The 26990-nt window shown below is 71.8% G+C and carries 19 protein-coding genes; 10 read left to right on the top strand and 9 right to left on the bottom strand.

All coding sequences use genetic code 11. The features are described 5' to 3' along the window. Positions 1-2: 2 nt before the first annotated feature. The 3 genes from RI138_RS09530 to RI138_RS09520 form a co-directional block, all read right to left on the bottom strand. A complete protein-coding gene (locus RI138_RS09530) occupies positions 3-1334 on the bottom strand; it encodes an ABC transporter substrate-binding protein (protein ID WP_311119546.1) in 1332 nt (443 codons plus the stop codon). A gap of 82 nt (positions 1335-1416) precedes the next feature. Beyond that, positions 1417-2649, bottom strand: a complete 1233-nt coding sequence (locus tag RI138_RS09525) for an ROK family transcriptional regulator (RefSeq protein WP_311119545.1) — start codon at positions 2647-2649, stop codon at positions 1417-1419. A gap of 207 nt (positions 2650-2856) precedes the next feature. Beyond that, positions 2857-3921: a mechanosensitive ion channel family protein gene (locus tag RI138_RS09520; RefSeq protein ID WP_311122831.1), complete on the bottom strand. Its 1065-nt coding sequence runs from the start codon at positions 3919-3921 to the stop codon at positions 2857-2859. 337 nt (positions 3922-4258) lie between these two features. On the opposite strand from RI138_RS09520, the gene RI138_RS09515 reads away from it, so the two are divergent. Continuing rightward, positions 4259-4795 carry an HNH endonuclease gene (locus RI138_RS09515; RefSeq protein ID WP_006124472.1) on the top strand — a complete coding sequence of 179 codons (537 nt, stop codon included), beginning with the start codon at positions 4259-4261 and terminating at the stop codon, positions 4793-4795. 69 nt (positions 4796-4864) lie between these two features. On the opposite strand, the gene RI138_RS09510 is transcribed toward RI138_RS09515, so the two are convergent. After that, positions 4865-7858 (bottom strand): beta-N-acetylglucosaminidase domain-containing protein, encoded by a 2994-nt coding sequence (locus RI138_RS09510; RefSeq protein WP_311119544.1) that lies wholly within the window; start codon positions 7856-7858, stop codon positions 4865-4867. Between the two features lie 308 nt (positions 7859-8166). Here RI138_RS09510 and RI138_RS09505 point away from each other — a divergent pair, with 308 nt between their 5' ends. From RI138_RS09505 to alc, 5 genes are all read left to right on the top strand, one after another. Further along, a complete protein-coding gene (locus RI138_RS09505) occupies positions 8167-8478 on the top strand; it encodes a hypothetical protein (RefSeq protein WP_096631124.1) in 312 nt (103 codons plus the stop codon). Further along, positions 8479-10731 carry a 4-alpha-glucanotransferase gene (gene malQ / locus RI138_RS09500; RefSeq protein WP_311119543.1) on the top strand — a complete coding sequence of 751 codons (2253 nt, stop codon included), beginning with the start codon at positions 8479-8481 and terminating at the stop codon, positions 10729-10731. It abuts the gene before it with no gap. A 38-nt stretch (positions 10732-10769) separates the two neighbouring features. Further along, on the top strand, positions 10770-10982 hold the full coding sequence (locus tag RI138_RS09495; RefSeq protein ID WP_311122830.1) for a hypothetical protein: 213 nt from the start codon (positions 10770-10772) through the stop codon (positions 10980-10982). A 92-nt stretch (positions 10983-11074) separates the two neighbouring features. Next, positions 11075-11983 (top strand): LysR family transcriptional regulator, encoded by a 909-nt coding sequence (locus RI138_RS09490; protein ID WP_096632817.1) that lies wholly within the window; start codon positions 11075-11077, stop codon positions 11981-11983. Between the two features lie 64 nt (positions 11984-12047). After that, on the top strand, positions 12048-13202 hold the full coding sequence (gene alc / locus RI138_RS09485; RefSeq protein ID WP_311119542.1) for an allantoicase: 1155 nt from the start codon (positions 12048-12050) through the stop codon (positions 13200-13202). Between the two features lie 286 nt (positions 13203-13488). Here alc and pepN (RI138_RS09480) read toward each other — a convergent pair whose 3' ends face one another. Continuing rightward, positions 13489-16065 (bottom strand): aminopeptidase N, encoded by a 2577-nt coding sequence (gene pepN / locus RI138_RS09480; protein ID WP_311119541.1) that lies wholly within the window; start codon positions 16063-16065, stop codon positions 13489-13491. Between the two features lie 125 nt (positions 16066-16190). On the opposite strand from pepN (RI138_RS09480), the gene RI138_RS09475 reads away from it, so the two are divergent. Genes RI138_RS09475 through RI138_RS09465 form a run of 3 tightly spaced genes read left to right on the top strand, consistent with a single transcriptional unit; the run spans position 16191 to position 17310 of the window. Further along, positions 16191-16691 (top strand): DUF1203 domain-containing protein, encoded by a 501-nt coding sequence (locus RI138_RS09475; RefSeq protein ID WP_311119540.1) that lies wholly within the window; start codon positions 16191-16193, stop codon positions 16689-16691. A gap of 54 nt (positions 16692-16745) precedes the next feature. Continuing rightward, positions 16746-16976 carry a ribbon-helix-helix domain-containing protein gene (locus tag RI138_RS09470; protein WP_096632821.1) on the top strand — a complete coding sequence of 77 codons (231 nt, stop codon included), beginning with the start codon at positions 16746-16748 and terminating at the stop codon, positions 16974-16976. Then, the gene (locus RI138_RS09465; RefSeq protein ID WP_096632822.1) at positions 16963-17310 is read left to right on the top strand and encodes a type II toxin-antitoxin system PemK/MazF family toxin; all 348 of its coding nucleotides are present in this window, start codon (positions 16963-16965) and stop codon (positions 17308-17310) included. Before RI138_RS09470 ends, RI138_RS09465 begins: the two co-directional genes overlap by 14 nt. Before the next feature lie 69 nt (positions 17311-17379). On the opposite strand, the gene RI138_RS09460 is transcribed toward RI138_RS09465, so the two are convergent. The 4 genes from RI138_RS09460 to pepN (RI138_RS09445) form a co-directional block, all read right to left on the bottom strand. Continuing rightward, positions 17380-18408: an aspartate-semialdehyde dehydrogenase gene (locus RI138_RS09460; RefSeq protein ID WP_096632823.1), complete on the bottom strand. Its 1029-nt coding sequence runs from the start codon at positions 18406-18408 to the stop codon at positions 17380-17382. A gap of 201 nt (positions 18409-18609) precedes the next feature. Then, positions 18610-21918 carry a S8 family serine peptidase gene (locus tag RI138_RS09455; RefSeq protein WP_311119539.1) on the bottom strand — a complete coding sequence of 1103 codons (3309 nt, stop codon included), beginning with the start codon at positions 21916-21918 and terminating at the stop codon, positions 18610-18612. A 301-nt stretch (positions 21919-22219) separates the two neighbouring features. Then, positions 22220-23275, bottom strand: a complete 1056-nt coding sequence (locus RI138_RS09450; protein WP_311119538.1) for a hypothetical protein — start codon at positions 23273-23275, stop codon at positions 22220-22222. Positions 23276-23485: 210 nt separating this feature from the next. Then, positions 23486-26086, bottom strand: a complete 2601-nt coding sequence (pepN, locus tag RI138_RS09445; RefSeq protein WP_311119537.1) for an aminopeptidase N — start codon at positions 26084-26086, stop codon at positions 23486-23488. A 165-nt stretch (positions 26087-26251) separates the two neighbouring features. On the opposite strand from pepN (RI138_RS09445), the gene RI138_RS09440 reads away from it, so the two are divergent. Further along, on the top strand, positions 26252-26902 hold the full coding sequence (locus RI138_RS09440; RefSeq protein ID WP_311119536.1) for a mycothiol-dependent nitroreductase Rv2466c family protein: 651 nt from the start codon (positions 26252-26254) through the stop codon (positions 26900-26902). Positions 26903-26990 lie beyond the last annotated feature (88 nt).

Below are 26990 nucleotides of genomic sequence, written 5' to 3'. Positions count from 1 at the left end.
GGCTACTTGGCCTTGGCGATGTCGGTGTCGATCTGCCGGGCGGTCTTCTCCAGGCCGGCCTGGAGGTCCTTCACCGCGCCCTTCTCGTACTGGTAGCCGAAGTCCTGAAGGGTCAGCTGGTACGTCGATCCGTTGACGGCCCCGTCCGGGGTGCTGGACTTCGGGTGCTGGGCGATGTCCAGGAAGGTCCGGAAGCGCGGGTCGAACTTCAGGTCGGGCGACTTCAGCGCCTCCAGGGTGGAGGGAACATTGCGGATGCCGTTGGCGAAGTTGACGACCGCCTCGGTGTCGCTGGTCATGTACTTCACCAGCTCCCACGCGGCGTTCTGCTTCTTGCTGGCGGGGGCGATGCCCACGACCGTGCCGGAGAGGAAGCCCTTGCCGTAGCTGTCCGCCTCGTCGTCGGCGACGGGCATCGGGGCGACCCCGATCTCGAAGTCGGCCCCGGCGTCCTCGGCCATCCCGAGCCGCCACTCGCCGTCCAGCTGCATGGCCACCTGGCCGGTGTGGAAGGGGTGCTTGGCGCCCCACTCGTCACCGAAGGTGCCCCGGTACTTCTCCAGCTTGGCGTAGCCGCCGAGATCGTCCACCAGTTGCTTCTGATACGTGAACATCTCCGCGAACGCCGGGTCCTTGGCGATGTTGGACTTGCCGTTCTCGTCGAAGTACTTGTGGTCCCACGAGGACAGGTAGTGGCTGGCGACGGTCTCGTAGCCGTGGAAGTTCGGCATGAACCCGAGCTGCGAGTAGCTGTCGCCCTTCTCGACCGTCAGTTTCTTCGCCACGCTCGCCAGTTCGGACATCGTCTTCGGCGGAGCGGTGATCCCGGCCTTCCTGAACGCGTCCTTGTTGTAGTAGAGGCCGTAGGCGTCCGTGAGCAGCGGCAGGGCGCAGCGCTTGCCCTCGAACTGGGTGTAGTCGAGGAGAACCTTCGGGAAGGTCTTCTCCAGGTCGAGCTTCGACTTCTCGATGAACGGCTTCAGATCGGCGAACGCGCCCGACGAGCAGAACTTGCCGACGTTGGCGGTGGTGAACGAGGAGACCACGTCGGGCCCGTTCGAACCGCCCGCGCGCAGCGCCTGGTTGAGTTTGTCGTCGTTGATGTTGCCGGAGACCTTGACCTTGATGTTCGGGTGGGCCTTCTCGAACCGGTCGATGTTGTCCTGGACGGCCTTCACTTCGGCGGGCGAGTTCCAGCCGTGCCAGAAGTTGATCGTGGTGTTCGCCTTGGGGTCGTCGGTGGCCCCGGTTCCGGACTGGCCGGTACACGCGGTGGCGAGCACCGATATCGCGGCGACGGCGACAGCGGTGGTGGTGAGACGGCTTGTGCGCATGACGAGACTCCCAGGGACGGGGAAGTGACAGACGGCAGGGGGAGAGGGGAAGGGGGGAGAAGTGGAAGGGGAGAGCGGTGGTTCAGCGCGAGGTGTCGAACACTTCGTCGCGGGTGTCGGCGAGCGCCCGTTCCAGGGCGCCACGCAGGACGGGGGTGCGGTCGATCTCGCCGAGCACCAGCCGGGGCCGGGAGGCGGCGAGCTCGGCCAGCTCGGACTGGATCAGGGAGCGCAGGACCTCGCCGCCCGCCGCGACCGCCCCGCCGGACAGCACGATCAGCCCGGGGTCGAGGACGGCGGTGACGGAGGCGAGCCCGGTGGCCAGCCGCTGGGCGTACTGCCGCAGCAGTTCGGTCAGCGCCTCGTCCTGCCCGTACGCCTCGGCCGCCCGCGCCAGCAGCGAGGCGGCGACCCCGGCGTACGGCTGCTGCGGGGTGTCGATGCCCAGGGACTTCGCGAGCCGGGGCACGGCCTGGGCGCCCGCCAGCTCCTGGAAGCCTCCGCTGTTGGCCTTGACGACCTGGCGTACGAGGGGGGTGCCCGGCACCGGCAGGAAGCCGACCTCGCCCGCGCCGCCGGTGAAGCCCCGGTGCAGGCGCCCGTTGATGACGAGGGCGGCGCCGAGCCCTTCCTCGTTCCACAGCAGGACGAAGTCCTCGTGGCCCCGGGCCGCGCCGAGCCGCTGCTCGGCGACGGCGACCAGGTTGACGTCGTTCTCGTACTCCACCGGCATCGGCAGGAACGCGGCCAGCTCGTCCAGCAGGGTGGGGGAGTGCCAGCCGGGCAGGTGCGAGGCGTACCGCAGCCGCCCGGTGCCCGGGTCGAAGGCGCCCGGGGTGCCGATGACGACCCGGTGGGCATCGGCCCGCGTCAGCCCGGCGTCCTTCGCCGCCCCGTCCAGCGCGTCGGCGACCTGCCGCACCACGCTGTCGGCGCGCCGCCCCGGGGTGGCCAGCTCGAACTGTCCGACGGTCCGACCGGTCACGTCCGCGACGGCGGCGACGATGCGCCGCGCGTTCACGTCGAGCCCTGCCACATGGGCGGCCCGCGCGTTCACCGTGTAGAGCTGCGCGCTGGGCCCGGGCCGCCCCTCGCTGGTCCCGGTGGCGACGACCAGACCGGCCGCCTCCAGCCGGGCGAGCAGCTGGGAGGCGGTCGGCTTGGAGAGTCCGGTGAGCTTCCCGATCCGGGTCCGCGAGAGCGGCCCGTGCTCCAGCAGCAGATCGAGGGCGGCCCGGTCGTTCATGGCCCGCAGCACCCGGGGGGTGCCCGGAGTGCCCGGGGAGCCGGGTGGGCCCGGAGTGGTTCCCGCCATCGTGGATGCACCGCCCTCTGTCAGGAACTCGCGTCCGTGACTCTGTTAGGAAAGTTTCCTATTCGGTTGAGAGGACCGTAGGGCGCAGGTCACCTGGGCGTCAATGGGGACCGCCCGTCCGGCTGCGAAAGTGTTGCCTCGCACGCGAACGCCCCCGGCCGACGCCCTGGGGTCCAGGGCGTCGGCCGGGGGCGTCGGGCGAACGGCCTACTTGGTCAGCGTGGCCGGCGGTATCGGTGTGGCCGCCAGGGACTGCGGGGAGGTGGCGGACGCGTAAGCCGAGGGGGCGGCCATCCCGGCGGTCGGGTCAGGAGAGCTCCCGCCGTCCGCCTGGGCCGGGACCGTGCCGATCATCGAGATTCCCGCGTCGTCCAGCGCCCGCTTGATTCGCCAGCGCAGCTCGCGCTCCACGCCCGTGGACTTGCCCGGCATCGTCTTCGCGGAGACCCGGACCGTCATGGAGTCCAGCAGGACCTCGTCCAGGCCCAGCACCTCCACCGGGCCCCACAGCTGCTCCGACCAGGGCTCTTCCTTCGTCAGGGAGTCCGCGGCGGCGGTGATCGCCTCGCGCACGCGCTCCAGATTCTCCGTCGGGCGCACGGTGACATCGACCCCCGCGGTGGACCAGCCCTGACTGAGGTTGCCGATCCGCTTCACCTCGCCATTGCGGACGTACCAGATCGCGCCGTTCTCGCCGCGCAGCTTGGTGACCCTCAGGCCCACCTCGATGACCTCACCGGAGGCCACCCCCGCGTCGATGGAGTCCCCGACCCCGTACTGGTCCTCCAGGATCATGAAGACGCCCGAGAGGAAGTCGGTGACCAGGTTGCGGGCGCCGAAACCGAGCGCCACACCGGCGACGCCGGCCGAGGCCAGGAGCGGTGCCAGGTTGATCTTGAAGGCGCCCAGGACCATCAGGGCGGCCGTGCCCATGATCAGGAACGAGGCCACCGAGCGCAGCACCGAGCCGATCGCCTCCGAGCGCTGGCGTCTGCGCTCCGCGTTCACCAGCAGCCCGCCCAGCGCCGTTCCCTGCACCGTCTGGGCGCTGCGGTTCATCCGGTCGATGAGGTTGATCAGGGCACGTCGGATCAGATAGCGCAGCGTGATCGCGACAGCCACGATCAGCAGGATCCGCAGTCCGGTGCTCAGCCAGGTGGACCAGTTCTCCTCGACCCAGCCCGCGGCGTTCCCGGCCTGCTCGGCGGCTTCACCCAGCGAGTCGGCCGGCCCGGGCGACGGGGCTGCGGCCAGGAGGGCGGACAGGAACACGGCAGGGACCTCCAGGAGGACGAAGACGGACCGGCAGAGCTGACGATGGTTGACCAATAACACTAACGAAGCCGGGGGAGTGGATCGTTGCAGTCGCGGGAGGAGAGACAGGTCTCATTGGGGATACCTGGGCTGTGGCCGATCGCACAGCGCGGACGGCCGCCCTGGTAAGACACCCGCTCGGTGCCCGGAAACGGCACGCGGCGCCCGGGGTGAGGAAAATCCTCCCGGCCCGTTACCCGTACGTGGTGGCGCTTTGACCAGGCATGAGGAGAGACTGAGATCGGATCGTCCCGGCGCGAGCCACGCGCCGCCGGCGTACAAGGAGGCATCCACCGTGCCGCACGTCCTGGTTCTCAACGCGTCGTACGAGCCGCTCGGCGTCGTACCGCTCCGCCGCGCGCTCGTCCTCGTCCTCGAAAACAAGGCCATCTGCCTGGAGGAGTCCGGCGCCTTCCTGCACAGTGCCACCCGTGCCGTGCCCGCGCCCAGCGTGGTCCGGCTCAAGCGCTTCGTCCGGGTCCCCTACCGGGGGCCCGTCCCCCTGACGCGCCGGGCCCTGTTCGCCCGGGACGGGGGCCGCTGCATGTACTGCGGGGCCGCCGCGACCAGCGTCGACCACGTCATCCCGCGCAGCCGCGGTGGACAGCACGCCTGGGACAACGTGGTGGCGGCCTGCCGCCGCTGCAACCACGTCAAGGCCGACCGCCATCTGCCCGAGCTGGGCTGGCGGCTGCGCCATCAGCCCGCGCCGCCGACCGGCCTGGCCTGGCGGATCATCGGGACGGGGCACCGAGACCCGCGCTGGCTGCCGTATCTGCAACCCTTCGGCGCGGACGACGTGATGGCCCGGATCGACGGCGTCTCTGCCTGAGACCCGGGCCTTCGCCGTCCCCGGGCCCGCCTGTGCGGGGCGGTAGTCCCCCCCGGCCCGCCGTACGTATCAGTCGTCCGCCACCGCGTACGCCTCCACCGACCAGAGCGAGTAGCCGTACTGGGTCGCCCGGCCCTCGCCCTGCACCCGGACGAACCGGGTGTCCTTCGCGTCCATCCGCACCGACTCGCGCCCGCCCCGGCCCTCCCGGACGGTCGCGGCGCTGCGCCAGGTGCGGCCGTCGGCGGAGACCTGTATGCGGTAGCGGGAGGCGTACGCGTCCTGCCAGTTCAGCACGACCTGACCCAGGCGTACCGGCCGCTCCAGCTCCGCCTGCCACCAGGCCCCGTCCTCCACCGGTGAGGACCACCGGGTCTCCGGATCGCCGTCGGAGGCCGCCGACGCCGGGAAGTCCGGGGTCTCGTCGCCCGACGAGGACGCCTTCGCCGTACGTGCCAGATCCGGGCCGCCGGTACGGGGGAAGGCCCGCACGGTCAGCGTGGACTCCTGGCCGCCGAAGGCCAGCGGCACCTCGTACTCGCCCGCCGGGGTGTCCGCCGGGACGGTGATGTCCACGGGTACCTCCGTACGTGACCCGCGCGGCACGGTCGTCTCCTTCGGGACCCGCACCTCGATGCCCTCGGGGGCCTTCGCGGTGAGCCTGCCCTTCACCTCGGCCGGTCGCTGCCCGGCCAGCCGCGCCGCGACCCGCTGGGGTTCGCCGCCGATCTCGGCGTCCGTCTCGCGGCGCGCCAGGTCGAGCGTGGCGGCGGGCTCGTCCCCGAACCACGGCACCAGGGCGCGCACCTGCGGGGCCCCCGCCACCACCGCGGGAGAGGGATGCAGGGGCGGGTTCAGATACGAGGGCGGGGCATTCCGGGCGGCCTCCGGCACGGTCACCCGTACGGCGTCGGCGCGCAGCCCCTTCGCCGCGGTCTGGGTCCAGCCGCTCGGCGAGAGCTGCCCCAGCGCCCGCCAGCCCTCACCGGGCACATGGGCCTCGACGACCGCGCCGGTGCCGGTGGACCCGGGCTCGGCCAGCGCCGTGACGGCATCCACCGGGCGGACCCCGTTCAGCCGGACCGTATAGCTGTGCGCGTCCTTCGAGACCCGGCCCGGTGCGCGGTCGGTGCCGTTCCACCCGGCGGACGCCTTCGCCACCTTGTCCAGGAACGGGTCCAGGACGCCCTTGCCGACGCTCGCCCCGCTCGCCGTGATCTCCTCGCGCAGCGGCTCCAGGGCCAGCTGGGCCCGCCAGGCCGCCGCACCGTCCCCGGCCGCCTGGGCCTGGAGCAGGTCCACGGCCAGCTCACCGGCCCGGCCGTAGCGGGCCAGCTGCTCGGTCCACGGGCGCACCTCGTCGGTCAGCCGGCCATCGGCGGGGGTCTTCAGCCGCTCGGGGGCCTGCCGCATCACGGAGAAGGCCGCCCGCAGGTCGCGGGCCGCCCGGCCGCGGGCGGGGGCCTCGGCCGCGCGGGTCTTCCAGAAGCCGTCGAACAAGGGCTGGAGGTAGGCGGACTCCTGCGCTCCGAGCACCGAGGCCGCGCTGTTCCCCGCGAGCGCCCGCAGCGCGTCCCGGGCCCCCGCGTCCCCGCCCGCCAGATCGTCGATCGCCGCCCGCCAGGACTCGTCCGGGCGGTATCCCTTCGGGTTCCAGGCGAAGTCGGCGGCCGTGAACAGCGGGATGCGGGAGGCGGACGGCTGCTCCATCGCATTGGCCAGCAGCGCCGCCGAACCGCTCGCCACCGCCGGGTCCCGGCCGGTGTACGGGCCGAGGAAGATGCGGTCCTGGGCGTAGTCGTTGACGGGGTAGTTGTCCATCGTCACCAGCGGATGGCGGAACGCGGCGCGGGCCCCGGCCAGTTCGCCCCCGGTGATGGTCTTCGGCACCACCCCGACCCCGGTCCAGGCCACCTGCACCCGGTCGTCCAGTTCGGCGGCGAGCGCGGTGCGGTAGTCGGTGGCCCCGTCCTGGTAGAACTCCGTCGGCAGCACGGACAGCGGGGCCGCGTCCGGGTGCCGTTCCGCCAGATGCCGGGCGACCGCGCCCGCCACCCGGGCCTGCGCACGGGCCGCCGCCTTCGGACCGCTGCCGAAGGTCTCCGCGTCCAGATCGCAGTGCCACTCGCTGTAGCTGACGTCCTGGAACTGGAGCTGGAAGACCCGGAAGCCCAGCGCCCACATGGCGTCGATCTTCTTCGTCAGCGCCCGGACGTCCTGGTCGGATGCCATGCACATCGCCTGGCCGGGGGAGAGCGCCCAGCCGAGCGTGACGTGCTCGGCGCGCGCCCGCTCCGCCAGCGCCCGGAAGTCGGCGCGCTGTTCGGCCGGATACGGCTCGCGCCAGCGCGCCAGCCGGTACGGGTCGTCGCCCGCCGCGTAGAGGTACCTGTTCTGCTTGGTGCGGCCCATGAAGGAGATCTGGGCGAGCCGCTCCTCGCGGGTCCACGGCTGCCCGTAGAACCCCTCCGACAGCCCGCGTACGGCGGTTCCCGGCCAGTCCCGCACGGTGACGCCCGCCACCGAACCGCCGGAGACCAGCTGACGCAGCGTCTGGACGGCGTGGAACAGGCCGTCCCCTCCCAGCCCGTCCAGCGCGACCGTGCCGCGCCCGGCCACCCGGCCGACGGCGATCCGGTAGCCGCCCGAGGGCAGGTCGGCCCGGTCGGGCGCGCGCAGGGCCCGCAGCGCCTCGCCCGCGCCGGTGCCGCCGAGCCGGACCACGGGCCCGCTCCCCGGCAGACTTTCGTGCAGGGTCCGGACGCCCGCCCCGCGCAGCAGCGAGCGCGTCTGCTCCACGGCGTACGGATCGGCGTCCGGTGCGGCGACGAGGGTGGCCTCGGCGCCCAGCGGCACGGCGGGTCCGGTGCTCCTGATGCTCTGCGGCCGGGGCCACACCGAGGGCGGCTGCGCGCCGTCGGAGCGTTCGGCCGACCCGGTGACGGGGATGGCGGGGTCGACGGGGGCGGCCGTCGCGGCCGGTGCCACGGAGACGGAGCCGAGGAGTCCGCCGATCACGGCGGCGGCCACGGCCGTCGCCTGCCTTCTGCGCCCGATCCGCACGCTGCGCTCTCCTTCGTCCGTACCGACTGCTCGTAGCGGGGTCCGAGCCCACCACCCGGGCGCGGGGGTGTCAATGCGCACGGCCGCTCTGTCGCATTTGCCGGGAATCATGACACCTTCGGGCCGGATGGGGCTGGTGTGGCTGCCGGGAGTGGCCGAAAACGGCCCATACCTGCCGGACGGGGGAACCGGATGTGACCCAGAGCACGTTGGGCTCGTTGTCATAACGCCTGCATCACGTCCACGTCTGCGGTCGCGAGGCCTGGGTAGGTCTGCTGTGTCCTGTTCTCCATGGCCAGGAGGCCACCATGCCCGCTTCCGCGCAGCTTCTGCTCTCCGCCCTCTCCAAACAGGTGCCCGCCCAGGCCGTTTCCGCGCCGCTGACCAGTGAACCTCCGCTCACCGATGTCGCCCACCTGATCAGCGGGCCGCCGCTCGCCGATGTCTCCCTGCTGCTCGGCGGGTCCACGTTCGCCGACGCCGCACCCCTGACCAGCGAGCCGCCGCTCGCCGATGCCACCCCGCTCACGAGCGAGCCGCCGCTCGCCGCCGTCGCCCCTCTGACCAGCGAGCCGACCGCACCCGGCACCGCAGGGGGCTTGGAGTTCCCAGGAGTCTGAATGGGCTTGTCCCGGCTCGCCGCACTGCACGGTGTCGCCACCTCCTACTCCCCGTCGCCGGATGTCACGGTGTCCGTCCCCGACGACACGGTCATCGCCGTGCTCGCCGCGCTGGGCGTGGACGCCGGCACCCCGGCGGACGTACGGAAGTGCCTCGTCGCCGCGGAGTCCCGCTCGCACCTGCTGCCGCCGACGGTGGTGGTCTGGTCGGGCGAGCCCCTGCCGCCCGCCCTGACCCGTCTCCCCTCCGGCTCGACCGTCACGGTCGAGCCGGAGTCGTCGACGCCCCGGGGGCGGCGCCCGGGCCGTGCTCCGGCCCCGCTGAGCATGCGGGTGCGGGGGGCGGGGCCGGGTGCGCCCGCGCCTTCCGCCGGGCCCGCGCCCTCCGATGCGCCCGCGCTCACCGCCGCGCCCCGGAGCGCCGAGCGTGCCGTCGCGGAGCCGGGCGGCACGGGTGGGGTGGAGCCTCCGCCCGCCCCCGCCTGGTGGGTCGCGCCGCCTCACGGTGTCCATCGCCTCCACGTCCGTACGCCGGACCACCGCCGGGCCACCGCCACCCTCGTCGTCGCTCCGGCCCGGGCGCCGCAGCCGGCCGGGCGCGCGCACGGGTTCCTGGTGCAGCTCTACTCCCTGCTGTCCGCCCGCTCCTGGGGCATGGGCGACCTCGGGGACCTGGCCGACCTCGCCGCCTGGGCCGGGCGCACGCTCGGGTGCGGGTTCGTCCAGGTCAACCCGTTGCACGCGGCCGTTCCGGGGCGGCCCACCGACCCGTCGCCCTACCGCCCCTCCTCGCGCCGCTTCCCCGACCCGGTGCACCTGCACGTCGAGTCCATCCCGGAGTACGGGCACGTACGCGACCGGGCCACCCTGGACGACCTCCGCCAGGACGCCGCCGCGCTCAGCGAGGCCGTGCTGAACAAGGGCGCCCTCATCGACCGGGACGCCGTCTGGGAGCTGAAGCGCCAGGCCCTGGAGCTCGTCGTCGAGGTGCCGCTGACCCCCGGCCGGCGCGCCGCCTACTGCGACTTCCTCGCCGAGCAGGGCCAGGCGCTGGAGGACCACGCCCTGTGGTGCGCGCTCGCCGAGGTGCACGGGCCCGACTGGCACGGCTGGCCCGCCGCCCTGCGCGACCCCCGCTCCCCGGGCACCGCCCGTGCCCGCTCCGAGCTGCTGGACCGGGTCGACTTCCACTGCCGCCTCGCCTGGCTCACCGCCACCCAGCTCGCCGCCGCCCAACGGGCCGCCGAGGACGCCGGAATGGGCGTCGGGATCGTCCACGACCTCGCCGTCGGCGTGCACCCGACCGGGGCCGACACCTGGGCCCAGCAGGAGGCCTTCGCCCACGGCATGTCCGTCGGCGCGCCCCCGGACGCCTTCAACGCGCGCGGCCAGGACTGGGGCCTGCCGCCCTGGCGCCCCGACACCCTCGCCGCCACCGGCTACGCCGCCTACCGGGGCCTGCTGCGCGGGCTGCTGGCCCACGCCGGGGCTCTGCGCATCGACCACGTCATGGGCCTGTTCCGGCTCTGGTGGGTGCCCGAGGGCCGCCCGCCCACCGACGGCACGTATGTCGCGTACGACGCCGAGGCGATGCTCGCCGTGCTCGTCCTGGAGGCCCACCGGGCCGGTGCCGTCGTCGTCGGCGAGGACCTCGGCACCGTCGCGCCCGGCGTCCGTGAGGCGCTTGCCCGGCGCGGGGTGCTCGGCACCTCCGTGCTCTGGTTCGAGCGCGACTGGGACGGCGACGGCCGCCCGCTCGCCCCGGAGAAGTGGCGCCGGGACTGCCTCGCCACCGCCACCACCCATGATCTGCCCTCCACCGCCGCCCGGCTGACCGGCGATCACATGACCCTGCGCCACCGCCTCGGCCTGCTCACCCGCCCTCTGGAGGAGGAGCTGACCGAGGACGCCACCGACACCGCCGAGTGGCTGGCCCTCCTCGCCCGGCTGCGGATGCTCCCCGAGGGCGACGGCGACGAGGAGGCCGCCGTCCGCGCCGTCCACCGCTTCCTGCTGCGCACCCCCGCCCGGCTGACCGGCGTCTGGCTCCCCGACACCGTCGGCGACCGCCGCCCGCAGAATCTCCCCGGCACCTGGGACCAGTACCCCAACTGGCGCCTCCCGATCGCCGACCCGGAGGGCCACCCCGTCACCCTGGAGGAGATCACCGCCTCGCCCCGCCTGCACGCCCTGATGGCAGTCCTCGGGCCCCGGAAGCCCCGTACGGCACCCCCGGGCGAGCGCCCCGCCTAGGCGTTCGCTACGTTGGCACCGTGGACAAGAAGAACGCTATGCGCGCCGGCGTCGTTGCGGCCGGGACGACGCTGATGATGCTGCTCATGTCGGCCCCGGCACTCGCGCTCACGCCCGACGACGGTGACGATCCGGGTCCGGGCCTCAGCGCGATGGAGACCATCGGTCTCTACGTCGTCGCGCCCATCGCCCTGTTCCTGGTGATCACGGGCCTGGTCATGGTCCTGGACAAGTCCAAGAAGCAGGTCTGACCCGCACACGTACGACGGGTGCGCCGCCGGTAGGAGCTACCGCGCGGCGCATCCGTGCGTCCGGCTCCGGGCGGGGCCGGTAGGTTGCGCCCATGACCGAGTGGGACGTCAAGAAGCTCCGCATCCTGCGCACCCTGCGCGACCGCGGCACGGTGACGGCGACTGCCGAGGCGCTCCTGATGACCCCCTCCGCCGTCTCCCAGCAGCTCACCAACCTGGCCAGGCAGCTCGGCGTGGAGCTGCTGGAGCCCCAGGGCCGCCGCGTCCGCCTCACCGACGCCGCCCACCTCGTCCTGCGTCACGCGGAGGCGGTCTTCGCCCAGCTGGAGCGGGCCGAGGCCGAACTGACCGGCTATCTGCGCGGCGAGGCCGGTGAGGTCAGGGTCGGCGCGTTCTCCACCGCGGTGCCCGCCCTCGTCGTACCCGCCGTCCGGCTGCTGCGCGCCGAGGAGCGCCCGGGACCCGACGTACGCGTACGGGAGGCCGAGGCCGCCCAGGCGTACGAGCTGCTCACCGCGGGCGAGGTGGATCTGGCCCTGTCGCTGGCCGCGCACGCGCCGACCGCCCGCGACCCCCGCTTCTCCCTCTTCCCGCTGCTCGCCGACCCGCTGGACGTGGCGCTCCCGGCCGGTCACCCGCTGGCCGACGCGCCCGCGCTGCGCCTGGCGGACCTGGCCGCCGACCGCTGGATCTTCGGCGGCTCGGGGCCCTGGTCGGAGATCACCACCGCCGCCTGTGAAGCCGCGGGCTTCGTCCCCGAGCAGGCCCACAGCGCCGCCGGATGGACCGCCATCCTCGCCCTCGTCGAGGCGGGCATGGGGATCGCGCTGGTCCCCCGGATGGCCGCCCGGGAGCGGAGCGAGGGCGTGGTGATGCGGGTGCTGGAGGCGGACCAGCCGCGCCGCCATGTGGTGGCCGCGGTCCGGCACGGGGCGGAGAGCGGCCCGGCGGTGGCGCGGGTGCTCGCGGCGCTCACACAGGTAGCCCGTACGTTCAGTTGAGCTGAACAGTATCTGCGGAAACTTTCGATGGACCTGATGGTTCCGGTCGCGCGAGGGTAGGGGCATGACCTTCGACGCGAGCGAGACCACATTCCAGAACTCCGACACCGACCCCCATGCCAATGACGCCGCGCCCTACGGCGGCGGCGACCCCTACGCGGACTACCGCGAGGCCGGGGACCTTCCCTTCATCGAGCTGGTCGACCTCGCCGACCGCCGCCTGGGCGCGGGCGTGATCGCCGCCAACGACGAGTTCTTCGCAGAGCGCGAGAACCTCCTGATCCGCGAGCGCGCAGTCTTCGACCCGGAGCACTTCGGGCACAAGGGCAAGATCATGGACGGCTGGGAGACCCGCCGCCGCCGCGGCGCGGACGCCGAGACCCCCTTCCCGGCCCCCGAGGACCACGACTGGGCGATCGTCCGCCTCGGTGCCCCCGGCGTCATTCGCGGCCTGATCGTGGACACCGCCCACTTCCGCGGCAACTACCCGCAGCGCGTATCGGTGCAGGCCGCCTCCGTCGAAGGCGCCCCGAGCCCTGAGCGGCTGCTCGCCGACGACGTGAAGTGGGAGGAGATCCTTCCGCCCACCCCCGTACGCGGCCACGCCGCGAACGCCTTCGAGATCACCGGCGGCCGCCGCTACACCCACATCCGCCTCTGCCAGCACCCCGACGGCGGCATCGCCCGCCTCCGCGTGCACGGCGAAGTCGTCCCGGACCCCGCCTGGATCGCCGCGCTCGGCACCGTCGACCTGATCTCCGTGCTCAACGGCGGTACGTACGAGGACGCCTCCGACCGCTTCTACTCCTCGCCCACCCAGATCATCCTGCCGGGCACGTCCCGCAAGATGGACGACGGCTGGGAGAACCGCCGCCGCCGGGTCCGCGACACCAACGACTGGGTCCGCTTCCGCCTGCCCGCCCAGGGCGCGGTCCGCGCGGTCGAGATCGACACCGCCTACCTCAAGGGCAACTCCGCGGGCTGGATCGCCCTCCAGGGCCGCAACGGCGACACCGGCGAGTGGTTCGAGATCATCCCGCGCACCCGCCTCCAGCCCGACACCCTGCACCGCTTCGTGCTGCGCGCCCAGGCCGTCGTCACCCACGTCCGCCTCGACGCCTTCCCCGACGGCGGCGTGGCCCGGATGAGGCTCCACGGCAGCCTCACGGAGTCCGGCACGGCCGAGCTGACCCGCCGCTACGAGGAGTCGGGCGCGTGACCCCGTAGGGCCTGCCGGCACCCCCTGCTCCGCCCGGCGGACGGTTGCGCTCCTGCGCCCGCCCGCCGGGCGGGTTCCAACCCGACAGGCGCTCAGGGCCTGGCCGGGCATCGACCCTCCCGTGGTCAGCGCCCGAAGCTTGCGACGACCCTTCGGACCGTGGGCCACGGGAGACCCCATCGCGTACGGACACACAGCGAACGTGTGGGCGTACGGCAAAGGGGCGCCCCTTCGCCGCGACGCATTCACCGCGACGAAGAGGACGCCCCCAGGGCCGTACGTACCGCTACGCGGTGGCCGCCGCCGCGTCCGCGGCCTGGGCCTTCAGCGCGCGCTCCACGCCCGCCCGGGACTCCGACATCAGCCGGCGCAGGCCCGCGCTCGGCTCGGCCGAGGCCAGCCAGGCGTCGGTGGCGTCCAGCGTCTCCTGCGAGACCTGGAGGGCCGGGTAGAGGCCCACCGCGATCTGCTGTGCCATCTCGTGGCTGCGCGAGTCCCAGACGTCCTTCACCGCGGCGAAGAACCTCTCCGTGTACGGGGTGAGCAGCTCGCGCTGGTCCGTCTGGACGAAGCCGCTGATGACTGCTTCCTGGAGCGAGTTCGGCAGCTTGTCGGACTCCACGACCGAGGCCCACGCCTGCGCCTTGGCCTCCTCCGAGGGCTGGGCCGCCCGCGCCGAGGCCGCGTGGCGCTCGCCCGCCGCCGTCTTGTCGCGCTCGTACTCGGCGGCGATCTCCTCCTCGTCGAGCAGGCCGACGGCCGCGAGCCGCTGCACGAACGCCCACCGCAGCTCGGTGTCGACGGTCAGGCCCTCGACGGCCTCCGTGCCGTCCAGCAGCGACTGGAGCAGATCCAGCTGCTGCGGGTTGCGGGCGGTCGCCGCGAACGCGCGGGCCCACGCCAGCTGGTGGTCGCTGCCCGGCTCCGCCGCCCGCAGGTGCGCCAGTGTCGCGTCCGTCCACTGGTTGAGCGCGGCCTCACGGGTCTCCGGGGCCGCATACAGGTCCAGGGCCAGCTTCACCTGGCGGTGCAGCGACTGGACGACGCCGATGTCCGACTCCTTGCCGATGCCGGAGAGCACCAGTGCGAGGTAGTCGCGGGTCGCCAGCTCGCCGTCGCGCGTCATGTCCCAGGCCGAGGCCCAGCACAGGGCGCGCGGCAGCGACTCGGTGAAGTCGCCCAGGTGCTCGGTGACGACCCGCAGGGACTCCTCGTCCAGGCGGACCTTGGCGTAGGAGAGGTCGTCGTCGTTGAGCAGGATGACGGCCGGGCGTGCCTTGCCCTCCGGGAACGGCACGGTGGTGCGCTCGCCCTCGACGTCCAGCTCGATCCGGTCGGTGCGGACGAGCTTGCCGTCCGCGTTCAGGTCGTAGCAGCCGACAGCGATCCGGTGCGGGCGCAGCGTCGGCTCGCCCTTGGCGCCGGCGGGCAGGGCCGGGGCCTCCTGGAGCACGGTGAAGGAGGTGACGCGGCCCTCGGTGTCGGTCTCGACCACCGGGCGCAGGATATTGATGCCCGCGGTCTCCAGCCACGCCTTCGACCAGGTCTTCAGGTCACGGCCGGAGGTCTCCTCCAGCGCGCCCAGCAGGTCGGACAGACGGGTGTTGCCGAAGGCGTGCGCCTTGAAGTACGCCTGTACGCCCTGGAAGAACGCGTCCATGCCGACGTACGCCACGAGCTGCTTGAGCACGGATGCGCCCTTGGCGTACGTGATCCCGTCGAAGTTGACGAGGACGTCGTCCAGGTCCCGGATGTCCGCCATGATCGGGTGCGTGGAGGGCAGCTGGTCCTGCCGGTACGCCCAGGTCTTCATGGAGTTGGCGAACGTGGTCCAGGCGTGCGGCCACTTGGAGCCCTCGGCGTACGCCTGGCAGGCGATCGAGGTGTAGGTGGCGAACGACTCGTTCAGCCAGAGGTCGTTCCACCACTCCATCGTCACGAGGTCGCCGAACCACATGTGGGCCAGCTCGTGCAGGATGGTCTCGGCGCGCACCTCGTACGCCGCGTCCGTCACCTTGGAACGGAAGACGTACTGGTCGCGGATGGTCACCGCGCCCGCGTTCTCCATCGCGCCCGCGTTGAACTCCGGGACGAAGAGCTGGTCGTACTTGGCGAACGGGTACGCGTAGTCGAACTTCTCCTGGAACCAGTCGAAGCCCTGCCGGGTGACGGCGAAGATCTCGTCCGCGTCCAGGTACTCCGCCAGCGAGGGGCGGCAGTAGATGCCCAGCGGAACGGACTGGCCGTCCTTCTCGTAGCTGCTGTGCACCGAGTGGTACGGGCCGACGATGAGAGCCGTGATGTACGTGGAGATGCGCGGCGTCGGCTCGAACGTCCAGACGTCGCCCTTCGGTTCCGGCGTCGGCGAGTTCGAGATGACCGTCCAGCCGGAGGGGGCCTTCACGGTGAACTGGAACGTCGCCTTCAGGTCCGGCTGCTCGAACGAGGCGAACACCCGGCGGGCGTCCGGGACCTCGAACTGCGTGTACAGGTAGGCCTGCTCGTCGACCGGGTCGACGAACCGGTGCAGACCCTCACCGCTGTTGGTGTACGCGCAGTCCGCGACGACCTTCAGCTCGTTGGCGCCCTCGCGCAGCTGCGGCAGCGCGATCCGGGAGTCGTGGAACACGGCGGCCACGTCCAGCGCCTCGCCGTTGAGTACGACGTCGTGGACGGCGGGGGCGACCAGGTCGATGAAGGACTCCGCACCGGCCTCCGCGGAGTCGAAGCGCACGGTGGTCACGGACCGGTAGGTGCCGCCCTCCTGCGCTCCGGAGAGGTCGAGATCGATCTCGTACGCGTCCACGGTCAGCAGGCGCGCCCGCTCCTGTGCCTCTTCGCGGGTCAGATTCGTGCCAGGCACGCGGTCATCTCCTTGGTGTGCTACTTGATATGCGGCGTTTCCGGCCATCCTTCCACGTGCCGCGCTCCCAGCGCGATGTCCGTTTTCCGCCGGACGCGGACGGCTCCGGGGGACAGGCTCGAACCATGACCGGATACGAGCCTCGCCCCATCACCCCCGCCGCCCTCGCCGAACTCCGCGCCACCGACGACGCGGGCCGCCCCTGCGCCCCGTACCCGGAGACGGAAGGCGGCGCCCCCCTCCGCTGCTGCCTGCGCGGCAGCGAGCCGGGGGAGCGCATCGCCCTGGTCTCCTACGCCCCGCTGCGCCGCTGGGCGGCCGGGACCGGGGCGAGCCCGGGGGCGTACGACGAGCAGGGCCCCGTCTTCGTCCACGCCGAGGAGTGCGCGGGCCCGGACCCCGCGCGCCGGGGCTACCCGTTCTCACGCCCCGGCGCCCTGCGCACGGTGCGCCGCTACGACGCACGCGGGCACATCGCCGGCGGTCGGCTGCTGGAGACCCCGGCCGACGCGGAGAAGGGCTTCGACACGGCGTTCGACGAGGCGTTCGCGGACCCTGCGGTGGTGCTGGTGCATGTCCGGGCGGTGGAGTACGGGTGCCTGCTCTTCGAGGTGCGGAGGCCGTGAGGGCTTCCTCGCCGGGGGTAGCACCCCTGTGCCACCATGGGTAGCATTGAGGGTATGAAAATCAGTGTGAGTCTGCCGCAGGAGGATGTCGCCTTCGTCGACGAGTACGCCGCGAAGACCGACGCGGATTCCCGCTCCGCGGTGATACACGCCGCGATCGAGCTGTTGCGCGCCTCGAACCTGGAGGCCGAATACGAGGAGGCCTTCGCCGAGTGGGACAAGAGCGAGGACGCCGACTTCTGGGACCGGGTCTCGGGCGACGGGCTCACCGATGCGGCGCGGTGACATCTACCTGATCGACTTCGAGCCGGTCCGGGGCAGTGAGGCGAACAAGGCCCGCCCGGCGCTGATCGTGTCGAACGACGGCGCCAACGCCACCGTGGAGCGGACGGAGCGCGGTGTCCTGACGGTCGTGCCCATCACCTCCAACACGGCGCGCGTCTTTCCCTTCCAGGTCCTCCTGTCGGCGGCCGAGTGCCACCTTCCGGTGGACAGCAAGGCGCAGTGCGAGCAGGTGCGCGCCGTCTCGCCGCAGCGGCTGATGCGCCGCATCGGCAAGGCCCCCCGGCAGCGCATGGCCGAGGTGGACGTGGCGCTCAGGCGGCACCTCGCCCTCTGAGGGCATACGGAAGGGGCGGCCACCGGTCTGTCCGGTGGCCGCCCCTTCCCGTACGCGTACGACTTCTGGTCAGCCCTTCAGCTCGGCCGCCACCAGCTCCGCGATCTGCACGGCGTTCAGCGCCGCGCCCTTGCGGAGGTTGTCGCCGGAGACGAAGAGCGCGAGGCCGTTCTCGACGGTCTCGTCGACCCGGATACGGCCGACGTACGAGGCGTCCTTGCCCGCCGCCTGGAGCGGGGTCGGGATCTCGGAGAGCTCGACGCCCTCGGCGTCCTTCAGCAGCTCGTAGGCGCGCTCGACGCCGATCGGGCGGGCGAAGCGGGCGTTGATCTGGAGCGAGTGGCCGGAGAAGACCGGGACCCGGACGCAGGTGCCGGAGACCTTCAGCTCCGGGATCTCCAGGATCTTGCGGGACTCGTTGCGGAGCTTCTGCTCCTCGTCCGTCTCGAACGAACCGTCGTCCACGATCGAACCGGCCAGCGGCAGCACGTTGAAGGCGATCGGGCGCTTGTAGACCGCGGGCTCGGGGAAGTCCACGGCCTCGCCGTCGTGGGCCAGCTTCTCCGCCTCGGCGACGACCTTGGACGCCTGGCCGTGCAGCTCGGCGACGCCGGCCACGCCGGAACCGGAGACGGCCTGGTAGGTGGCGACGGTCAGCGTTTCGAGACCGGCCTCCGCGTGCAGCGGGCGCAGCACGGGCATGGCGGCCATCGTGGTGCAGTTCGGGTTGGCGATGATCCCCTTGGGGCGGACCCGGGCCGCGTGCGGGTTGACCTCGGAGACGACGAGCGGGACCTCGGGGTCCTTACGCCAGGCGGAGGAGTTGTCGATCACCACGGCGCCCTGGGAGGCGACCTTCTCGGCCAGCGCCTTCGAGGTCGCGCCGCCCGCGGAGAACAGCACGATGTCCAGGCCGGTGTAGTCGGCCGCGGCGGCGTCCTCGACGGTGACACCGGTGCCCTGCCAGTCGATCGTGGAGCCCGCGGACCGAGCGGAGGCGAACAGCCGCAGCTCGTCGACCGGGAAGTTCCGCTCGGCCAGGATCCTGAGCATGACTGTGCCGACCTGACCGGTGGCTCCGACGATTCCGACCTTCACGGGGACTCCTCTGTTCTGTACACCTGTGCGTCTGTGCGGTCCGTATGCCGCTCCATGATGCGTATGTCCCGGCACGCCTTGTCCAATCCATTGTCCGACCTGCGGACTCTCCGCGCTGTGACAAGGAACACGCACAGCGGGGCGGGTGCTCGTGAAGAGCGCCCGCCCCGCCGCCGATCAGAACTTCCCAGGAGCGATCCGTTACGGCGTGACCTTCTCGATCACGACGCTGCCGGTGCCCGCGGCGGTGCCGCGGCCGTTCACCAGCTGGACCTCACCGAAGAACTGCCGCCCCTCGGGAGCCGCACCGGCGACCACGACCTCGGCGCCGATCTGCGCCGAGGCGCCGTTCGCCAGGCTGTAGGTCTTCGAGGTGTCGACCTTCAGGGTGCCGAGCGAGGCCGCGTAGTACACGTCGCGGTAGTCGTACGTGGTCGACCCGGACGGGACCGAGTAACCCTCGACGATCACCGTGTACGTACCCGCGGCCGGCTTGGTCAGGCTGACCTTCTCCTCGGAACCGGCGGAGGTCCCGCTGCCGACCTGGGTGGCGCCCCGGAAGACGTACAGGTCGAGGTCGGCGTTGGCGTCCGACGGGCCGCCGATGGCGAAGTCGAGGCGCTCGACGCCCGCACCGATGGTGACCGTGGTCTGCCGGGTCTGGCCCGTGGAGATCGACGGCTTCTCGACCTTGGCCGAGCCGAGCGCGCCGCCCTTGAGCTTGCCCTCAAGGGGCGCCGCGCCGTTGGTGACCTTCCAGTCCACCGCGGCCGGGGTGCCGATCTTCGCCTCGGCGATGGTCTGCACCGCCGGGTCGAAGGAGGCGCCGAGCAGCGAGACGTCCAGCTTGAACGGGTTGGCCAGCAGCGGCGACGTACGGCGCGACTCGACCTCGATCTCCCACACGCCGGGGTACGGGTCCTTGTAGGAGCGCACGTCCGGGCGGCAGGTGTTGGCCGGGTTCTCGTAGTTCGGGTAGCAGTTGATCGTGGAGGTCGGGTCGACCGGCGTCCCGTACGGGTGCAGGGCGATGAACCGGGTCTGGCTGCCCGAACGCAGGGCGCTGAGGGCGACCTCAAGGGTCTTGGCGCCCTTCGGCACGTTGATGAAGTACGAGGTGGTGCCGTTGCGCTGCACCGAGCTCGACGACTTGAACGCGTAACCGGGCTCGGTCAGCTCGTGGGCGACGACGACCGTGGAGAGGACCTGGTGGTCGATGCCGACGGTCTTCTTGTCGTCCAGCCGCAGGATGGCGCTGTGCACGCCCGCCTTCTTGGCCTTCGCCGTGACCTTCAGCTTCACCGGCACGTCGAGCGGCAGCGAGACGTACTTGGGGCTGCTCAGCTTGAAGGTGCCGTCGTTGTTCTTCCACGACAGCTTGTGCCGGACGTTGCGGTCCGGACCCGTGGTGCGGGTGACGGTGATCTCGTAGACCTTCGTCTCGCCGACCTTGAGGCCGCCCTCGCGGTCGTAGAGGCCGGTGCCGAAGCCCGGGTCCTTGAGCGCGAAGTCGATCGCGGTGTCGACCGGGGCCTTCACCTTGTACTCGTGCGCCGGGTTGCCCTTCTTGGTGATGAGCTTCCAGGCGCCGAGGATGTTCATCAGACCGGAACCCTGGGCGTGCGCGGGCACGCCCTTGATGTGGGTCGCCGAGCTGGTCAGCGCGACCCGCAGGTCGGCCGGGGGCAGCTCCAGGTTCTTCTGCTTCGCGGCCGAGAGCAGCAGGGCGGCTGCGCCCGCGGCCTGCGGCGAGGCCATCGAGGTGCCCTGGAGCATCGAGTAGCCGGGCGGCAGGGCGTAGCCCGCCTCCTTGACCGGACCGCCCGCGGCCCAGGTCTGGGTGGTGTTGATCGCCGCGCCAGGGGCCGAGATGGTCGGCGTGAAGCCGCCGTCCTCACGCGGACCGCGCGAGGAGAAGGGGAGCATGTCGTACTTCTTGGTGACCCTGGAGCCGTAGTTCGCGGCCCACGTCTCCTTGGAGATCGACGCGCCCACCGAGATGACGTGGTCGGCCAGGGCCGGGTCACCGATGGTGTTGAGGCCCGGGCCGCTGTTGCCGGCCGAGATGACGAGCTGGACGCCGTAGATGTCGACGAGGCGCTTGTAGAGCTCGGCGCGGGCGTTGTTGCCGTCGTTCAGCGGCGGCAGGCCGCCGATCGACATGTTGACGATGTCGACACCGCGGTTGACGACGAGGTCGATCATGCCCTCGGTCAGCGCGATGTTGGTGCAGCCTCCGGACCAGGTGCAGGCGCGCGAGGAGACGACCTTGGCGCCGGGCGCCGCGCCGTTCATCTTGCCGCCGAACAGGCCGTTGGCCGCGGTGATGCCCGCGACGTGCGTCCCGTGCGAGCCCTCGATCACGCCGATGTTGACGTAGTCGGCCTTGGCGCCCGAAGCGTTGTAGACCACGTCCTTACGGGTCTCGACGACGAACGGGATGCGCTCGACGATCTTGGTGCGCGGGTCGTCCTCACCGAAGTGGGCGACCTGGAACTTGTCCTTGTACGGCTTGAGGGCCTTGTCGTCCGAGAAGTCCGCGTTCTCGTTCAGGTCCACCCGTACGGTGCCCTTGACCGGGTCGTACAGCACGCCCCAGACGTCGGTGGTGTCACCGTCGCGGTTGAGGTCGCCCGCCATGTCGCCGCCGGTGGTGGCCGACTCGGCGAAGGTGGCGAACTTGAAGCTGCCCTCAGGGGCCGCGTAGGTCTTCCCGCCGGACGTGAACGTCGGGCCGGTGACGGTCTGCGACATCCGCAGCCAGGTGCCGTCGCCGTCGTTCACCGGGTCGGTCGCGGTCACCCAGTCGACGATCTTGCGCTCGCCGGTGGTGGTCTTCTTCAGGGCCGGGTGGCCGAGGTCGACACCGGAGTCCAGGACACCGATGGTGATCCCGCGGCCGTCGGCCTTCGGGTTCTTCTTGACGAAGGAGACCGCGCCCGTCTCGAAGGACGGGTTGTACGGGTTGGCCGCCGGGGTCTTCTTGCTCGGCGCCGGGTAACTGCCGCTGGCCTTTTGCTGCTTGGCCCCCGCGGCCCGGTCGCCCGAGGGCGTCGGGTCGTCCAGCTTGATCTCCTGCTTGAGATCGATGCCGAGGACGGACTTGAGCTTGGACGCCTTCGCGATGGTCGTCTCGGCGGTGCTGGTCGGCACCGTCGCCCGTACGTAACCGAGCTTGTCGTAGGTCTGGCCGAGCACGGAGCCCTTGACGGCGTCCAGCTGCTCGGTGACCTGCTCGGTCGCCCCCGGCTTGGTGGCGATCATCATCGTGACGTTCTTCTCGCCCTTGGCCTCGGCCTTGGCGAGAACCTCGGCGTCGGCGGTGCCGAGCTTGTCGCCCCGGTCGCTCGTGGCGGCCGGTTTGACGGGTGCCGGAGCCGGGTCGTCGGCGGCGAACACCGGAGCGGCACCGGTGGCGGCGATCGCGGCCGCCAGGCCTGCTGCGGCCGCGATGCGGGCAGCGCGTCTCGCTCCGGGTATGGAACTGGGGGATTCCTTGGTCATCAGCATCCCTGTTAATTGAAAGAGAGAGTCCGGAATTCGGTACCGGATGACCGCTCACCCTGTCGTAAATGACAGAGGTTTGTGGAGAGTTGACGGAGACGAGTTGGCGACATGGCAGAGATCCGCCACTGGGGGTAATGCGCCACGAGGGATGAATGAGGCGAAAGGGGACGCGGGAAGCGTGAGTTCGGGCCCGTGGTCCGGACCAGTGGCACCGAGAACGTCCGGACCAGTGGCACCGGGGGCGTCCGGACCAGTGGCACCGGGGGCGTCCGGGCCGGTGGGGCCGTGGGTGGCTCGCGGCCGCTCAGCGCGGCAGCACCATCACGTACGCGGCGGGCTCCCGGTCGGCCGCCGCCATCAGGGCCGTCCGGACCACCGTCGCCTGCTGCTCGGCCGCCTCGCGCAGCTTCCTCGGCGTGAGGTGGACGACCGTCACCCCGAGCCGCTCCAGGTGCTCCCGCTTCGCGGCGTACGCGGACCACTGCGGGTCCTCCCCGGCCCGGCCGCCCCGGTTCGGCGCGCCGTGCCGGGGTGCCCTGGTGTCCAGCTCCACCGCGACGGCGTGATCCGGCCAGTACGCGTCGATCCCGCCCAGCCGGGGACCGCCCGGCAGCCGCAGCTCCACGTTCCACAGCGGCTCCGGGAGCCCGTGCTCGCGGACCATCGCGTACAGCCGCCCCTCCGCCACCGCCCGGCCCTCGGCCAGCAGCGCGTCCACCGCGCCCACCACGGCGGGCCGCCCCAGCAGCTTCGCCGCGCTCAACTCGCGTACCACAGCAGCCGGTTCGCTGTGGCCGCCGCGCACCGCCTCGGTCAGCAGCCGCTGGACGTCCGCCGCCTCGTCCAGCCCCGCCACCGCGTCGGCCAGCGCCCGCTCGACCGGGGCGACGGGCACCTGGCCCACCCGCACCGCTGTCGGCAGCGCGGCGGCCCGCAGCACCTCGACGAACCGGGTGGAGCGCAGCCGCCGGGTGCGCGGGACCAGCACGTCGATCCGGTGCAGCGCCCCCAGGTCCGGCACGGTGGCGAAGCCGTACAGCGCGAGGGCCGCGACCCCGGTGACCATCGCCTCGCCGTACCCCGGGTCCTCCGGCCCGGCGGGCGCGCGGCGCGCGGAGCCCGGGGGGCGGCCCGCGTACAGCAGCGCGCCGTGCAACCGCTCCTGGCCGGTAGGCGGTCCGGGGTGCAGGAGGTAGACCCCCGGCAGCATCTGCTGCCAGGGGCCGCCCGGCAGGCACTGCGCGGACGTCTGTGCGGCGGAGACGCCCCGTGCCCTCAACTGGGCGGCGGACAGGACACGCTGGGTGACCTCCTGGACGGGAAGCGGGAGGCGGCGGGAGAGTGGGGTGTTCTGGGTCATGTCCCGGGGTTTCCCGTCCGGCGAGGGTGCCCTAACCTCCTGTTACAAGCCCGTCGACGTACCCGGACAACACCGCCCTAAAGTACGGGCGTTCGACGACCGAAGAGGGCTGTCACGCCGGGATTCGGAGAGGGGCGCCCGGCCGGATGTGCGAGCGCCGCTTTCGCGCCGCGCACACGCCCTGTCCGGGCGCCCCCTCTCACTCCGGCGCTACGCCGCCCGGTCGCACTCCTGGCCGCGCAGCGCCCGCGCGAGATCGTCCCAGGACTCCAGCACCAGCCGCCGCAGCGCCGGGGCCGCGTTCTCGTGCTCGCTCAGCCAGGCGTCGGTCGCCGCGAGCGTTCCCGGGCTGTCCCGGAGACCGGGGAACATCCCCCGCACCACGTGCATGCCGATCTGAATGGACCGCTCCGCCCAGATCCGCTCGATCACCTCGAAGTAGCGGTTCTCGTACGGAGCCAGCAGCTCCCGCTGCGAGGGCTGCTGGAAGCCCGCGATCGTCGCCTCGACCAGTGCGTTGGACAGCTTGTCCGATTCCACGACCGCCGCCCACGCCTGGGCCTTCACCGCTTCCGAGGGGCGCGAGGCCAGGCACCGTACGTGGTGGCGCTTGCCGGAAGCCGTGTCGTCGCGGGCCAGTTCGGCGTCGATGGCCGCCTCGTTCGCCACCCCGTGAGAGGCGAGCGGGGACAGGAACGACCAGCGCAGCTCCTGGTCGACATCGAGACCGTCCACCCGGGCCGTGCCGTCCAGCAGCCCGCCCAGCAGCTGGAAGTCCTCGTCGGACGAGGCGACCGCCGCGAAGAAGCGGGCCCAGGTCAGCTGGTGCTGGCTGCCCGGCTCGGCGAGCCGCAGCTCACGGAGCGCGCCCTCGGCCAGCGCCCGGCCGCCCTCCTCGCGCCAGGCCGGGGCGGCGTAGTGGACCAGTGCGGACTGAGCCCAGGTGTGCAGCATCTGGAGCACACCGATGTCGCTCTCGCGGCCGGCGTGCGCCAGCACCAGCGCGACGAAGTCCCGGGCGGGCATCAGTGCGTCCCGGGTCAGGTTCCACAGGGCCGACCAGCACAGGGCGCGGGCCAGCGGATCGGTGATCCCGCCCAGGTGATCGCGCAGGACGGCCAGCGAACCCGCGTCGAAGCGGACCTTGCAGTAGGTGAGGTCGTCGTCGTTGACCAGGACCAGATCTGGCCGCTCCGACCCGGCGAGGGCGTCCACCACGGTCCGCTCGCCGGCCACGTCCACCTCGGCCCGCGCGTAACGCGTCAGCTCGCCCTCCGGTGTACGCCGGTACAGGCCGACCGCGACCCGGTGCGGGCGCAGCTCCGGGTGCGCGGCGCCGGCCTCCTGGATGACGGCCAGCTCGGTCAGCGTTCCGTCCGCGCCGTACGTGAGCACCGGGGTCAGCACGTTGACGCCCGCGGTCTGGAGCCAGGAGCGCGACCAGGCGCTCATGTCGCGCCCGGAGGTCTCGGCGAGCACGGAGAGCAGGTCGCCCAGGCGCGTGTTGCCGTAGGCGTGCTGCTTGAAGTAGCGCCGCGCGCCTTCGAGGAACGCGTCGCGGCCCACGTACGCCACGAGCTGCTTGAGCACGGAGGCGCCCTTGGCGTACGTGATGCCGTCGAAGTTCAGCTTGGCGTCCTCCAGGTCACGGATGTCGGCCGTGATGGGGTGGGTGGAGGGCAGCTGGTCGGCGCGGTAGGCCCAGGCCTTGCGGTTGTTGGCGAAGGTGATCCAGCCGTTGGTGAAGCGCGTCGCCTCGACCATCGAGAAGGAGCCCATGAAGTCCGCGAACGACTCCTTCAGCCACAGGTCGTCCCACCACTCCATGGTGACCAGGTCGCCGAACCACATGTGCGCCATCTCGTGCAGGATGACGTTGGCGCGCCGCTCGTAGGCGGCCGAGGTGACCTTGCCGCGGAAGACGTACTCCTCGCGGAAGGTGACCATCCCCGGATTCTCCATGGCCCCGAGGTTGTACTCGGGCACGAACGCCTGGTCGTACTTCCCGAAGGGGTAGGGGAAGTCGAAGTTGTCGTGGAAGAAGTCCAGGCCCTGCTTGGTGATCAGGAAGACGTCGTCCGCGTCGAAGTGCTTGGCGAGTCCCTTGCGGCACATCGCGCCGAGCGGGATCTCCAGCGTGGAGCCGTCGTCGAACGTACGGGTGTAGTGGTCGGTCACCCAGTGGTACGGCCCGGCGACGACGGCCGTGATGTACGTGGAGATCGGCTGGGTCTCCGCGAACCGCCACACCTCGCCCTCGTGGAACTCCTCGGCCCCGTTGGACCAGACCCGCCAGTCCTCGGGGGCGGTCACCTGGAAGCGGTAGGGGGCCTTGAGGTCCGGCTGTTCGAAGTTGGCGAAGACGCGGCGGGCGTCGGCCGGCTCGTACTGCGTGTAGAGGTAGACCTCGCCGTCCTCCGGGTCGACGAAGCGGTGCAGGCCCTCACCGGTCCGGCTGTACGCGCAGCGGGCGTCGACCACGAGGACGTTCTCGCCCTCCAGCAGCTCGTCCAGCGTGACCCGCGCCCCGTCGAACACGAGGGCGGGGTCGAGCGCCTTCCCGTTCAGCGTCACCGCGTCCACGGCCGGGGCCACCAGGTCGGCGAAGGTCGATGCGCCCGCACGCGCGGAGCGGAACCGGATGGTGGTCAGCGACCGGAACGTCCGTGGACCGCCGTCCCCGTCGCCCCCGTCGGCCCCCTCGGGCTCGCCGACGGCGGACCGTAGGTCGAGAGCGACCTCGTATCCGTCGACGGTCAGCAGCTCGGCCCTCTTCTGGGCCTCGTCGCGGGACAGGTTTTCACCGGGCACGGGCACTCCTTCGTGACGCGCGTCATGTGTCGTGTTCGAACCCATTGATCCTTGCATGCGTCCCCTGGCGGTGGCATACAGGGAATGAGTGGCCCCGAAGGGGCGTTCTCGCCCGCAGCTGCAACACGCCCCTGTGAGCTGTAACACGTCCTTCTGAGGAGAGACATGCCCGAGAACACCCCGGCGAACGGCAAGACCCCGGTCGACTTCTGGTTCGATCCGCTGTGCCCCTGGGCGTGGATGACCTCGCGCTGGATGCTGGAAGTGGAGAAGGTCCGTGATGTCGAGGTCCGCTGGCACGTGATGAGCCTGGCCGTCCTGAACGAGGACAAGCTGGACGACCTTCCCGAGGAGTACCGCGACCTCCTGGAGAACAAGGCCTGGGGCCCGGTCCGGGTCGTCGTCGCCGCCCGGCAGAAGCACGGCGACGAGGTCGTGGGCCCCCTCTACACCGCGCTCGGCACCCGCTTCCACAACAACGGCGAGGGCCCCACCCCCGAGGCCGTGGCCGCCGCCCTCAAGGACGTCGGCCTCCCCGCCGAGCTGGCCGACTACGCCGACTCCGACGCGTACGACACCGAGCTGCGCGCCTCCCACAAGGAGGGCATCGACAAGGTGGGCCAGGAGGTCGGCACCCCGGTCATCGCGGTGCCCGGCGCGGACGGCGAGCAGGTCGCCTTCTTCGGCCCGGTCGTCACTCCCGCCCCCAAGGGGGAGGAAGCGGCGAAGCTCTGGGACGGCACGCTGCTGGTCGCCTCCATTCCGGGCTTCTACGAGATCAAGCGGACCCGGACGCAGGGCCCGATCTTCGACTGATCTCCGACTGATCTCCAACTGCTCTTCGACTGACCCTCGACGGGCCTTCGACGGGTCTTCCGGCGGGACCGCCCGGGCCGGGAACGCG

The organism is Streptomyces durocortorensis, assembly GCF_031760065.1.
In the GTDB taxonomy this organism is placed as follows: Bacteria; Actinomycetota; Actinomycetes; order Streptomycetales; family Streptomycetaceae; genus Streptomyces.
The sequence above is the reverse complement of the archived record's forward strand: the minus strand, read 5'-3'. Positions and strand labels throughout refer to the sequence as shown.